12 protein-coding genes are annotated in these 12,906 nt (G+C 65.2%); 3 read left to right on the top strand and 9 right to left on the bottom strand.

What is annotated here, in order from left to right:
- Positions 1-33 precede the first annotated feature (33 nt).
- Positions 34-1,668, top strand: coding sequence for a BCCT family transporter (locus FR728_RS12220; protein ID WP_149892926.1), 1,635 nt, complete (start codon positions 34-36; stop codon positions 1,666-1,668).
- Positions 1,669-1,754: 86 nt separating this feature from the next.
- Here the strand turns inward: FR728_RS12220 and FR728_RS12215 are convergent, their stop codons facing one another.
- From FR728_RS12215 to FR728_RS12190, 6 genes are all read right to left on the bottom strand, one after another.
- On the bottom strand, positions 1,755-2,813 hold the full coding sequence (locus FR728_RS12215) for a TRAP transporter substrate-binding protein (protein ID WP_149892925.1): 1,059 nt from the start codon (positions 2,811-2,813) through the stop codon (positions 1,755-1,757).
- 25 nt (positions 2,814-2,838) lie between these two features.
- Entirely contained in the window at positions 2,839-4,128 is a 1,290-nt protein-coding gene (locus tag FR728_RS12210) for a TRAP transporter large permease (RefSeq protein WP_149893130.1), read from the bottom strand.
- Positions 4,128-4,721, bottom strand: a complete 594-nt coding sequence (locus FR728_RS12205; RefSeq protein ID WP_149892924.1) for a TRAP transporter small permease — start codon at positions 4,719-4,721, stop codon at positions 4,128-4,130. The genes FR728_RS12210 and FR728_RS12205 overlap by 1 nt, the downstream gene beginning before the upstream one ends.
- A gap of 88 nt (positions 4,722-4,809) precedes the next feature.
- Positions 4,810-5,334: a flavin reductase family protein gene (locus FR728_RS12200; protein WP_149893129.1), complete on the bottom strand. Its 525-nt coding sequence runs from the start codon at positions 5,332-5,334 to the stop codon at positions 4,810-4,812.
- Positions 5,334-6,224: an aldo/keto reductase gene (locus tag FR728_RS12195; protein ID WP_149892923.1), complete on the bottom strand. Its 891-nt coding sequence runs from the start codon at positions 6,222-6,224 to the stop codon at positions 5,334-5,336. The genes FR728_RS12200 and FR728_RS12195 overlap by 1 nt, the downstream gene beginning before the upstream one ends.
- Complete coding sequence (locus FR728_RS12190) at positions 6,224-7,378, bottom strand: LLM class flavin-dependent oxidoreductase (protein ID WP_149892922.1); 1,155 nt, start codon at positions 7,376-7,378, stop codon at positions 6,224-6,226. The genes FR728_RS12195 and FR728_RS12190 overlap by 1 nt, the downstream gene beginning before the upstream one ends.
- A gap of 103 nt (positions 7,379-7,481) precedes the next feature.
- Here FR728_RS12190 and FR728_RS12185 point away from each other — a divergent pair, with 103 nt between their 5' ends.
- On the top strand, positions 7,482-8,192 hold the full coding sequence (locus FR728_RS12185) for a GntR family transcriptional regulator (RefSeq protein ID WP_149892921.1): 711 nt from the start codon (positions 7,482-7,484) through the stop codon (positions 8,190-8,192).
- Between the two features lie 75 nt (positions 8,193-8,267).
- On the top strand, positions 8,268-9,392 hold the full coding sequence (locus FR728_RS12180; RefSeq protein ID WP_149892920.1) for a Gfo/Idh/MocA family protein: 1,125 nt from the start codon (positions 8,268-8,270) through the stop codon (positions 9,390-9,392).
- Positions 9,393-9,802: 410 nt separating this feature from the next.
- On the opposite strand, the gene FR728_RS12175 is transcribed toward FR728_RS12180, so the two are convergent.
- The 3 genes from FR728_RS12175 to FR728_RS12165 all read right to left on the bottom strand — a co-directional run bounded on the left by FR728_RS12175 (position 9,803) and on the right by FR728_RS12165 (position 12,906).
- Positions 9,803-11,005: an ABC transporter substrate-binding protein gene (locus FR728_RS12175; protein WP_149892919.1), complete on the bottom strand. Its 1,203-nt coding sequence runs from the start codon at positions 11,003-11,005 to the stop codon at positions 9,803-9,805.
- A gap of 61 nt (positions 11,006-11,066) precedes the next feature.
- Complete coding sequence (locus FR728_RS12170) at positions 11,067-12,023, bottom strand: branched-chain amino acid ABC transporter permease (protein WP_149892918.1); 957 nt, start codon at positions 12,021-12,023, stop codon at positions 11,067-11,069.
- Between the two features lie 13 nt (positions 12,024-12,036).
- The gene (locus tag FR728_RS12165; protein WP_149892917.1) at positions 12,037-12,906 is read right to left on the bottom strand and encodes a branched-chain amino acid ABC transporter permease; all 870 of its coding nucleotides are present in this window, start codon (positions 12,904-12,906) and stop codon (positions 12,037-12,039) included.

Raw genomic sequence — 12,906 nt, 5'->3', positions numbered from 1 at the left:
CGCAAAAATCTGAGGCAAGAAAAAAGGCACCCCATGAGCATGGACACTTCCGTCAGCGGCATTCCCGAGCCGGAGGGCGCAGCATCCCCCATCGATACCGAGTATGAGCTCGGACAGGACAACATCGAGTCCTCCGTCGGGCCGATCGACTTCGACGTGCACAATCCGGTCTTTCTCATCTCCGGTCTGTCGATCGTCATCTTCGTCGTTCTGACCCTGGCGCTTCAGGATCAGGCGGGTGCCGTGTTCAACGGATTGCGCGACTGGCTGACGTCCAATCTGGACTGGTTCTTCCTGGGCTCCGCCAACATCTTCGTGATCTTCTGCGTGGTGCTGATCTTCACGCCGCTGGCGCGGGTGCGCATCGGCGGGCGCGACGCGACGCCGGATTACGGTTACGTCGGCTGGTTTGCCATGCTGTTTGCAGCCGGCATGGGCATCGGCCTGATGTTCTTCGGGGTCAGCGAGCCGATCTCCCACTTCAATTCCGCGCTCGGTGGCGTGTCCGCTGACGGCTCTGTGCGGGCCGACTGGGCGCCGCTCGGCGGTGCGGAGGGTGATCCCCAGGGGGCCGCCCGGCTGGGCATGGCGGCGACCATCTTCCACTGGGGTCTGCACCCCTGGGCGATCTATGCGGTCGTGGCCCTGGCGCTTGCCCTGTTCTCCTACAACAAGGGTCTGCCGCTCACCATGCGGTCCGTGTTCTATCCGATCTTCGGCGAGCGGATCTGGGGCTGGCCGGGTCATGTGGTCGATATCCTTGCGGTCTTCGCGACGCTGTTCGGTCTGGCGACCTCGCTCGGCTTCGGTGCGGAGCAGGCCAATGCGGGCCTCGAATATCTCTTCGGCCTTCCCAACAACGAGGTCTCGCGGGTTCTGCTGATCTCGGGCATCACCGGCATTGCGCTGTTCTCGGTGCTGCGCGGGCTCGACGGTGGTGTGAAGGTGCTCTCCGAGATCAACATGGGTCTCGCGGCGCTGCTGCTCGTCTTCGTGGTGGCGGTGGGTCCGACGGCGGCGATCCTGAGCGGTCTCTTCGACAGTCTTGTCGCCTATGGAGAGTATCTGCCGGCCCTGTCCAATCCGCTCGGACGTGAGGACGCGAATTTCAGTCAGGGCTGGACCGCCTTCTACTGGGCCTGGTGGATCTCCTGGTCGCCCTTCGTGGGCATGTTCATCGCCCGGGTCAGCCGGGGCCGTACGGTGCGCGAGTTCATCATTTGCGTGCTGCTGATCCCCTCTCTCGTCTGCGTGGTCTGGATGAGCGTCTTCGGTGGAACGGCCATCGAGCAGATGGTGGACGAAGGCATCACCGATGTGGCGGATGCGGCGCTGGAACTGAAGCTCTTCCTGATGCTGCAGCATCTGCCGTTGAGCGGGATCACGTCCTTTGTCGGCATCGTTCTGGTGATCGTGTTCTTCGTGACGTCGTCGGATTCCGGCTCGCTGGTGATCGACACCATCACCGCGGGCGGCAAGGTGGATGCGCCGCTGCCGCAGCGGGTCTTCTGGTGCACATTCGAAGGACTGGTGGCGATTGCCCTGCTGCTCGGGGGCGGGCTCGGGGCCTTGCAGGCCATGGCCGTCTCCACCGGCTTCCCCTTCACCATCGTGCTGCTGATGACCTGCTACGCCATCGTCAAGGGACTGATGGACGAGCCGCGCTAGACGGGCTCGCGCGACGTCGAAAAAAGAGAAAGCCGCCGGTGGGTGCCGGCGGCTTTCGTGTGTCTGCCTTGAAAGCGGGCTGACGCTTACTTCAGGTCGGCTGCGCGTTCCGCATCCACGGCTTCCTGGGCGGAGGCGACGGCTGCGTTGAACATGTCGAAGACTTCGGTGCCACCGGGCACTTCGGTCTTGAACCAGTCGAAGACCGGCGCAACGGCGTCCTTGAAGACGGCCTTTTCCTCAGGCGTCGGCACGTAGATCTCGCCACCGGCCTTCAGGAATTCCTGATAGGCAGCGATTTCCTTGCGCTTCGGAGAGGCGAAGGTGGCCTGCTGGAGAGCGGCGAAGCCGTCGACGACGATCTTGCGCTGATCTTCGCTCAGCCCCTGGAACGTGTCCTCGGACATCCACCAGAAGGCGCCCATGTAGCTGTGACCGTCGAGGGTCAGGTACTTCAGGCCGGCATCGGTGAACTTCATGTTCATGATGTCGGTGATGCCGTTCGCGGTGCCTTCCACCACGCCGGTCTGCAGGGCGGTGAAGAGCTCGGGCCACGGCACGGGCGTCGGTGCGGCCCCCACGGCGGTCGCCACCTGCTGCGGCAGGGCGGCCGGCACGGTGCGCATCTTCAGGCCCTTTAGATCACCTGGCGACTTGATGGTCTTCGAAGTGTTGGCGTAGTTGCGCCAGCCGCCGGTGTTGCCGATGGTCATGAGGCGGATCTTGTTGTCGCTGTCGGCCAGGGCCTTGGCGCGCAATTCGCGGGTGAAGTCACCCTTCAGCACTTCCTCGGCCACCCGGTCGTCGCTCATCAGATAGGGCAGATCCAGAACCTGGATGTAGGGGAAGATGCCGGCGGCCCCACCCGAGGTGGAGATATAGATGTCGATGCTTCCTCCGGCGACACCCTGCAGGCATTCCTCACCCGTTGCGCAGAGCTGGGTGCCGATGAACAGTTCCACGGCAATGGCGCCGTTGGAGGCGTTCTCGACGTAGTTCTTGAAGACCACCAGGCCGTCGTAGTCCTCGTCGTTCTCGTTCGAATTCGCCGTGGCGCGAAGGGTGATGTCCGCTGCATGTGCCGCCATGCCGGACACGGCGAGCGTGCTGGCCAGCAGCAGGGTCTTCATCAAGGTCTTGAGCATGCTATTCCTCCCTAAGTTACTCAAGTCATTCCACAAATCCTGCAAGTCGCGGGATGGTGAGGCTGAGGGCCGGGAAATAGGTGATCAGGAAGATCACCGCGATCTCGGCCAACAGGAACGGGAAAGTCGCGCGGGCCACCGTCTCCACCCGCAGGCGGGAGACAGACGAGGTGACGAAGAGCACGAGCCCCATGGGCGGGGTGAGCAGACCGACGGTCAGGTTCACCGCCATGACGATGGCGAAATGCACCGGGTCGATGCCCATGGACAGGAAGATCGGACCGAGGATCGGGCCGAGAATGATGATGGCCGGGCCGGCGTCCAGGAACATGCCCACGATGAACAGCAGGATGTTGATCAGGAACAGCAGGACCAGCGGGTTGTCGGACAGGCCCAGGATGATTTCCGCCAGCAGCTCCGGCGTGTGCGACAGGCTGGCCACCGTCTTGAAAGCCATGGCGGCGCCCACCAGCAGCAGCACCACGGCGGAGGTCAGGCCGGAGCGCATGAAGACGTCCGGGATGTCCTTCAGCTTGAGGCTGCGCAGGACGAAGAGGCCGATGAGCAGCGCATAGCCGGCCGCGACCGCAGAGGCTTCCGTGGGGGTGAAGACCCCGCCCAGGATGCCGCCCATGATGATGACCGGGGTCATCAGCGGCCAGAAGGCATTGAGGCTCGCCTTGCCACGTTCGCCCCATGTGGCGCGGCGGGTGGCCTGGGGCAGGTTCTCCTTGTCGGCCAGAAGCCGGACGATGAGCATCAGGCTGCCGCCGATCATGACCCCGGGCACGATGCCGGCGAGGAAGAGGGCGGCGACGCTCTCGCCCATGACATAGGCGTAGATGATCATGATCCCGGAAGGCGGAATGATCGGGCCGATGATGGAGGAGGCAGCCGTGACAGCTGCAGCAAAGCGGGTGCTGTAGCCCTGCTTTTCCATGGCCGGGATCAGCATGGAGCCGAGAGCGGATACGTCGGCCACCGCGGATCCTGACAGACCGGCAAATAGCATGGAAGAGAGGATGTTCACGTGGGCGAGGCCGCCGCGCAGATGGCCGATCACCGCCTGGGCGAATTCCACCAGGCGCAGGGTGATGCCCGCCCGGTTCATCAGTTCGCCCGCCAGCATGAAGAAGGGGATCGCCATCAGCGGGAAGCTGTCCATCCCGTTGTAGATGTTGCGGTAGAGCAGGACGATGTCGCGCTCCTGACCGTTCCACCACAGGAGAAGGGCAGGGGCGGCGACCAGACCGAAGACGATCGGCAGGCCGAGCATGAGAAAGACGAGGAAGAGCGGCAGGAACAGGCTCAGCATCATTCCGCTCCCAGGGTGGTATGGGTCAGCGCGATGGGCGGCAGGCGGTCGCGCCCGCCGGTCAGCACGACGAGGGCGCGCAGGATCAGCTCCAGGCAGACGGAGAACATGGCAGTGACGCCGATGGCGAGCGAGGCCAGCATCCAGCTGCGGGGAATGGACATCCACTTGCTGAGGTCAAGACTGACGGGAACCTTGATGGCGGCCATGGTGAAGCGGCCGCCGAAGCCGGTCACCTCGGACCAGCCGATCAGCACGCCCTTCCAGAGAACGAGGGCCACGAGGCAGAGCAGCAGGAGCGAGACGAGCCCGGCGGCAGCGCGGGGCAGCATGCTCACCACCATGTCGACGCTGACGAAGCCGCCGCGCCGGAAGGCGGTGGGTGCCATCAGGCCGGTCATCCAGAGCATGAGGAAGCGGGCGGCCTCCTCCGTCCAGGGCAGGGCATTGCCCAGACCATAGCGGAACAGCACCTGCACGAGGATGATCACCACCATCGCGCCGATGCAGGCGGCGCCCAGCCAACGGCCGAGCGTCAGTGCGGCGGCATTGAGCGCGCCGAGAACCCTGGCGAGTGCCAAGAGCAATGTCATTCCGGTCCTCCCTGTCGCGCTTCGGCTCCTCCCGCGGCGCGACCCATTCCATCCCCCTTGCCGGTGCGTCCACCGGCGCAAGGGAGCTTCAGTTGTCGGCCCGCAGAGGCACCTGTCCCAGCTTTCCTGCGAAGAAGGTGAGGGCATCGCCGTCCCGCATCTCGGCTTTTACCACCCGACCCAGGACGATCAGATGATCGCCGCCTTCATAGGCTGCGAATCTAGCGCACTCGAACCGCGCCAGACAGTTTTCGATCAGCGGCACGCCGTGCTCGTTCAGCCCGAAATCCAGCGCCTCGAAGGCGTGGGCGTTGCGGGCAAAGCCCTGGCACAGGGCCGCCTGCTCGTTGCTGAGCACGTGGATGGCGTAATGCTCGGCCGCCTCGAAATACTGGAAGCGGCGCGAGGTCTTGTCGGGCGCCCACAGAACCAGTGGCGGATCGAGAGAGACCGACGAGAAGCTGTTGGCGGTGATCCCGACAGGGCCATCCGCCGAAGGCGCCGTGACCACGGTCACGCCGGTGGCGAAGCGCCCAAAGGCGTCCCGCAGCAAGCGGGTGTTCTGACCATCCGGCTGGAAGGTCACCGGATGATCCGGGGACATCATCGACATCATGGCACCTCCGATCCAAGGGCTGCTTCATAGAGGCGGAACCAGCTCTGCCGGTCGAGGGTGACCGACAGGGCCTCGGAAATCCGCCCGATACGCTCCAGGTTGTTGGTTCCCAGAACCGGCAGAAGCCCGGCCGGGTGGGCAAGCAGGAAGGCGATGGCGACCGCTGCACGGTCCACGCCCTGTGCGGCGGCGATCTCGTCCATCAGGGCAGCGAGCGGGCCGGACCCGGTCATCAGGCTGCCACCGCCGAGCGGCGACCAGGCCATGAGCGGCGTACCGTGACGCTGGTGGAACGCCAAGTCCCCATTGGTGAAGGGACGGATCTCGCCGAGGCTGATCTCGATCTGGTTCGTGGCGAGCCGGGTCTCCATTGCCGCCTGCAGGAGCTCCCAGTCCCAGGGGCGGAAGTTGGAGACGCCGACCGCGCGGACCTTGCCGCTCTTCACCAGGCCGTCAAGGGTTGCGCCGGTCTCGGCCGGATCCATGAAGGGATCGGGGCGATGGATCAGCAGCAGGTCGATCGTGTCGATGCCCATGTCGGTCAGGGACTGGTCGACGGAGGCCTCGATATGGGCGCGGGAGGTGTCGTAATGCTTCACCTGAGCGGCCGCGTGACGGCCGGCTGGGGCGACGATGCCGCATTTGGTGACGATCTCCATGCGCTGGCGCAGGGCCGGATTGGCCTTCAGCGCGCCGCCGAGAATGGCTTCGGCCTGATAGCCGCCGTAGATGTCGGCCTGATCGAAGGTGGTGATACCCTGATCCAGACAGGCCTGGATCTTGGCTTCCACATGGGCCGGCGACGTATCAGCATCGTCGCCGAGCCGCCACATGCCATAGACGAGACGGCTGAAGTCGAAGTCCGGGGTGATCGCGATCCGCTGCATCAGCGACGTTCTCCTGCGCCAAGCGGCGTGTTGGGGGTGGTGGCGGGCACGCGGCCGTAAGCCTCCGGCAGGCTGCAGGTCTTCAGCTGCGGCAGTACCTTCGTGCCGAAGTGGTTCGCCTCGTCCAGATGCGGATAGCCGGAGAAGATGAAGGCGCGCATGCCCATCTTCCGGTATTGCTCGATCTTGGACAGGACCTGATCGGTGGAGCCGACGAGGGCGGCGCCGCAGCCGGAGCGGGCCCGGCCGACGCCGGTCCACAGGTTGGGCTCCACATAGCCATACTGGTCGGCGAGTTCCCGGTTCTTTGCCTGATGGCTGACGCCCAGCGATCCGGCGTCGAGGGCGCGTTCGCGGATAGCGCGGCCATAGTCGTCGTCCAGCTTCGAGACGATGTAGTCGGCATATTCACGGGCTTCGGCCTCGGTGTCGCGCACGATCATGTGCACGCGCAGACCGTAGTCGAGGGTGCGGCCATAGCGTTCGGCCACGGCATTGACCGCCTTCATCCGGCCGGCGAGCTCATCCATCTTCTCGGGCCACATCAGATAGACGTCGCAATGCTGGCCGCAGAGCTCGAGGGCATCCGGCGAGTAGCCGCCGAAATAGAGCAGGGGGCCGCCGGTCTGATAGGGGCGGGCGGGATCGGTCGAGACGTTGGCGAAGGAATAGACCTCGCCCTCGTGATTGATCTCGTCGCGGGTCCAGGCCTGCTTGAGGATCTCCACCACTTCGCGCGAGCGCTGGTAGCGAAAGGCGCTGTCGGCCTTCTCGCCGGGGAAGTCGGAGGAGATGATGTTGACGGTCAGGCGGCCCTTCAGCATGTGGTCGAGGGTCGCGATGGTGCGGGCCAGCATGATCGGCTGCATCTCGCCGCAGCGCACGGCCGCCAGCATGTTGATGCGATCCGTCAGGGGCGCGCAACCGGCGACGAAGGACAGGGTGTCCTGACCGACCTGATAGGAGGACGGGCACAGGATGTTGCGGAAACCGAGGTCTTCGGCAGTCTTCACGATCTGCGAGCAATGCTCCCAGGACGAGCGGAGCGTCCCGTCGGGTACGCCGAGAAACTGGTAGTCGTCGGAGCAGAGTGCTGCGAACCAGGATACCTCGGCTGCGTCCAGATCGGCGGATGTCACCGGTACGACGGTCATTTCCCCTCCCGTGTCATTTTGGTGCGATTTCCTCTTGCGTATCATCCGCCTTGATGTAGATCAATAGTGTATCAATTTTTTCATGTGACCGTCACGCAAGCCCATGACCCCGCCCAGCCAGTCTGCCACCGCGCTCCCGATCTATCTTCAGATCAGCGAAAACCTCATCCGGGACATCGCCGCCGGGCGGCTTGTCGACGGCGAACGCCTGCCGCCTGAACGGGAGATGGCGGCTTCCCTGGGGATCTCGGTCGGCACCTTGCGCAAGGCGCTGGCGGAGCTGGAACGGCAGAAGCTGCTGGAGCGGCTGCAGGGGTCGGGCAACTACATCCGCCACCAGCCGAATGTGGCGAGCGTCTATTCCATGTTCCGGCTGGAGCTGGTGGGCGGCGGCGGCCTTCCCCGCGCCGAAGTGATCTCGCTCGACCTGATGCGCAAGCCTGACGATCTGCCAGAGTTCGGGCGTTCCGAGCGGGCCAGCCGGATCCGGCGCCTGCGCTACCTGAACGAAACGCTGATCGCGCTGGAGGAAATCTGGCTGGACGGATCGGCCGGAGAGATCCAGGCGGCGAAGCTCTCCGACAGTCTCTACCGCTATTACAAGCTGCATCTCGGGTTCTGGATCTCCCGGGCCGAAGATCGGGTCGGCGTCGCCGCGATTCCCTCCTGGGGCGGCGAGCGGTTCCATCTGTCCGCCGGGACGCCTGCCGGCTACGTGGAGCGCTTCAGCTGGGCGCAGGACGAGTTGCCGGTGGAGTTCTCGCGCACGTGGTTCGACGCCTCCAGGGCGCTCTACGTGCAGCGCATGAAATAGGGCGTTGCGCCCGAACCTTGAAACACATCACAGCAAGAAGGCCGACGGAAAACGGCCGTCAGACGGGAGTGAGACATGCCGAGCGTGACACATTACGGGGTCATCGGATGCGGAATGATGGGGCAGGAACATCTGCGCAATATCGCGCTTCTGCCCGACACGAGGGTCAGCGTCATCTTCGAGCCGGATGCGCAGATGCGGGAGAAGGCGGCAGCGCTGGTGCCCGGCGCCCGCTTCGTCGGCTCCATTGCGGAGCTGCTCGCGGAACCGGCGCTGGACTGCCTGCTGATCGCCAGCCCGAATTTCCGCCACGTGGAGCAGATGGAGGAGATTCGCCGCGCCCGGCCGCTGCCGCTGCTGGTGGAAAAGCCGCTCTTCACCGACCCGGCCGACATGGCGCGTCTCGACGCCTTCCGCGGCACCTATCCAGCGCCGATCTGGGTGGCGATGGAATATCGCTACATGCCGCCGGTCGCCGAGCTTCTGGCACGGGCCGAAGAGGCCACGGGCGGCATCCGCATGCTGACCATCCGCGAACACCGCTTCCCCTTCCTGCAGAAGGTGGGCGACTGGAACCGGTTCAACCGCAACACGGGCGGCACCTTCGTGGAGAAGTGCTGCCATTTCTTCGATCTGATGCGGCTGATCCTGAAGTCCGAGCCGGTGCGCGTGTCGGCCTCCGCCGGGCAGGCGGTCAATCATCTGGACGAGCGCTATGACGGGGAGACGCCGGACATCCTCGACCATGGCTATGTGATCGTCGACTTCGAGAATGGCGCGCGGGCGCTGCTGGAACTCTGCATGTTCGCCGAAGGGGCCCGCTATCAGGAGGAAATCTCCGCCGTGGGCGCCAGGGGCAAGATCGAGGCGCTCGTGCCGGGGCCGGGGCGGTTCTGGCCCGAGCATCTGGGCGAGCCGCCGGTGCCGCAGGTCATCGTCAGCCCGCGTGATCCCAAGGGACCGAGCGTGCTGCCGATCCCGGTCGATCCCACCCTGCTGGAGGCGGGCGACCACAATGGCTCGACCTTCTATCAGCACCAGCGCTTCCTGGAGGTGGTGCGGGGCCAGCGGGCCGCGCCGGAGGTCTCTTTGGAAGACGGGCGCATGGCCGTCCTGATGGGGCTTGCGGCCCAGGAGGCAGCGCGTACCGGCGAGAGCGTGCTTCTGAGCGATATGGGGCTGAGTTCTGCGGTGGAGTGAGGGCGCCTGTTTGCCCCGATGTCTCAGCTCCTCCCGTGTCCGCTGTCCCGGCCTTGAGCCGGGACCAATGCGTCCGTCCGTTGGGGATAGGGCCTCGGCTACTAGATCCCGGATCTTCGGCTTGCGCCTCGTCCGGGAAGGCGGGAGAGGAGAGGCTTTTGGTTCCGGCTGGCAACCCTCACCCGGAGCGTTGCTCCGACCTCTCCCAGGCTTGGGAGAGGTTGGTGGTGCCTGGCGTTGCCGCAGGGGCTAATACCTCTCCCAGGCTTGGGAGAGGTTGGCCCGAAGGGGCGGGGGCGGGTTCACTGCGGTTTTCTGCGGAAGGAGGGGGCTCAAGCCTGAGCCTTTCCCCAAAACAAAACCGGCGGCCGAGGGGCCGCCGGTTTCGCAGTGTCGATGCGGGGATCGGCTTACTTCATTTCGCTCACGACGGTGAAGGCATCGCCTTCGATCTTGAACAGGGCGTAGGTGCCCGGTACGTCGCCGTTGGCGTCGAAGTTGTGGTCGCCGGCAGCGCCCTTGTAGTCGATGGCCTTGCCTTCGGCGATCAGCGCCTTGGCCTTGGCCCATTCGCCCGGAAGGATGGCTTCGCCTTCGCCGTTGGAGACTTCGCGCAGGGCGGCTGCGACGCCGGCCTTGTCGCCACCGGCCTTTTCCACGGCCAGAGCCAGCAGGAAGGCGGCGTCATAGGAGGTGTTGACGAAGATCGCATCCGGATCGCCGCCAGCCGCCTTGAAGGCTTCGTTGAAGACGTCGAGGGCGTCAGACTTCTCGCCAACCGGGGAGGAAGCGACGAAGGTGGTCAGGTTGTCGGAGCCCAGTTCCTTGAACAGGGCGTCGGACTTCATGCCGTCGCCGCCAACGAACTTCTCGAAGAAGCCGTTTTCGAGAGCCTGGCGCAGGATGGTCAGGCCGGTGCCGTCGCCGTAGTCGAAGATGACGAGGGTGTCGGCGCCGCCGCTGGACAGGTCGGCCAGGTTGGAGCGGTAGGAGGCCTTGTCGGCTTCATGGGCTGCAAAGCCTGCGACTTCGCCGCCCTGGGCTTCGAACTCGGCCTTGAAGGCATTGGCGAGGCCGGTGCCGTAGTCGTTGTTCAGATAGGCCACGGCGACCTTGGCGTAACCCTGTTCCTTCAGGGTGCGGGCGAGCGCACGGCCCTGATAGTCATCGGAGGGCACGGTACGGAAGACGGTGTCCTTGTCGTCCAGGCCGGAGATTTCCGGCGAGGTGCCGGACGGGGTCACCATGGCGATGCCGGCCGGAACGGTCACGGAGCCTGCAGCGGCGAGCACAGCACCGGAGCAATGGGGGCCGACCACGGCCACCACGCCTTCGATGTTCACGGCCTTGGTGGCCGCGTCGGTGCCGCCCTGGGGGCTGCAGGCGCTGTCGCCGACCACGCCGACGAGCTTTTCGCCTGCCAGAATGCCCCCCTGTTCATTGACCTGGGCGAAGGCCAGCTGGGCCGCGTCGATCATGGCCGGAGCCATGGCCGCGATCGGGCCGGAAACGCCGCCGAGCAGACCGATCTTGACGTCGGCCTTTGCCGGGGCTGCGGCCAGAGCGGTTGCGGCCATCAGGCCACCGACAAGGGCGAGAGCTTTGGTCTTCATAACTGTACTTACCTCCACACGTGGGTACTTGCCGCCGCCGGTTCTTGCCGGCGGCGCATTGTCATCGGGCGTCCTGATCGGATCTGGCCGCGCCGCGCAGGGGCTCGGGCAGCAGACCGTCGGGACGGAACCTGAGCACGAGCTGCAGCATCAGGCCGATCAGGAAGAGCCGGATGTATTTCGCCTTCACCGCATATTCGGACGGAAGCTGGTCGGTTGCAATCTCCGACATGGACCAGATGATCCACACCACGGCGGTGCCGAGAATGGCGCCGCGATTGTTGCCGGAGCCGCCGAGGATCAGCATGATCCAGACGAGGAAGGTGGCGACCATCGGGTCGATGGCCTCAGGGGTGATCGAACGGTTGAAGTGGGCAAAGAGCGCCCCGCCGAGCCCCATGAGGGCGGCACCGAAGATGAAGGCCTCCAGCCGCCGACGCTCGATGGCCTTGCCCATGGCGCGGGCGGCCAGCTCGTTGTCGCGGATGGCGCGCATCATGCGGCCCCAGGGCGCGTTGAACTGGCGCTCGACCATCAGATAGGCGACGAGCAGCACGACGGCGACAATGGCGAGATAGGCCATCTGCGACAGGGCATAGTCGAGATCGCCGAAGGGGCGGGGAATGGCGGTGATGCCCCGGGCGCCGTTGGTGAGCTCCGGCTCCGACTTCACCACGAGGCGGATGATTTCCGCCACGCCGATGGTGGCGATGGCCAGATAGTCCGAGCGGAAGCGCAGACAGATCTTGCCGATCGGCCAGGCGATCAGTCCGGCGGCGACCATGGCCGCCAGCCAGCCGAGCAGCAGCGGCATGTCGAAGCCGCCGATGCGCCCTTCTGCTGCGGCCGTCGTCACGATGGCCGAGGTGTAGGCCCCGACGGCGAAGAAGCCGGCGATGCCTGCGTTGAAGAGACCGGCAAAGCCCCACTGGATGTTCAGGCCCAGGGCGAGCAGCGCATAGATGCCGATGAAGATGCCCATGAAGAGGGCGTAGTTGAGGAGACCTGCAAGTTCCATCGTCGTCTCCCCCTTAAAGGACCTTGCCGCGGAGCAGCCCCGTGGGGCGCACCAGCAGCATGAAGAGCAGGATGGCGAAGGCCATGGCGGCCTTGTATTCGCCCGGCAGCACCAGAACCGAGAGTTCTTCCGCCAGACCGACGATCAGCCCGCCGAGAACCGCGCCCTCGACCCGGCCGACCCCGCCGAGAACGGCGGCGGCGAACATGGGCAGAAGCATGCCCCAGCCCATCATGGACTTGAGCTCGGTGTTGAGGCCGAGGAAGACCCCCGAAGCGGCGCAGAGGCCGCCGGCGATGATCCAGGTCAGCATGATGACCTTGCGGTTGTCGATGCCCGACAGCAGCGCCAGGTTGGGGTTGTCGGACATGGCGCGCATGGCCTTGCCCCACTTGGAGCGGGCGAGGAAGAGCTGCAGCACGACAACGGCGGCGATCAGGAAGGCAAGGGTCCAGAGTTCCCGGTCCTTGATGCGCAGACCCCAGTAGACCTCGGGCCGCACGATGCCGCGCGAATAGGTTTCCGCATCCACGCCCCAGACGACCTGCACCACGGCGCGGATCATCAGGGCGATGCCGAGCGACGACATGACGGTGATGATCTTCGGCCGGTCGCGCAGATGGGCATAGAAGCCCTTGTCGATGCCGATGGCGATCAGGGCGGTCAGGGCCATGGTCGCGGGCAGGGCGACAAGAAGCGGGGCACCCGCCTGCACCAGGGCCAGCGCAATGAAGGCGCCAAGCGTTGCCAGATCGCCGTGGGCCAGGTGGGAATAGCGCAGGATGGCGTAGATCAGCGTGATGCCGATGGCGCCGAGCGCATAGATGGACCCCAGGACCAGGCCCGGGATGATGTAGAAGTTCAGAAGTTCAAGCATGTCCAT

This window comes from Roseibium aestuarii, from assembly GCF_008477545.1.
In the GTDB taxonomy this organism is placed as follows: Bacteria; Pseudomonadota; Alphaproteobacteria; order Rhizobiales; family Stappiaceae; genus Roseibium; species Roseibium aestuarii.
This window is presented reverse-complemented; position numbering and strand designations above follow the sequence as displayed.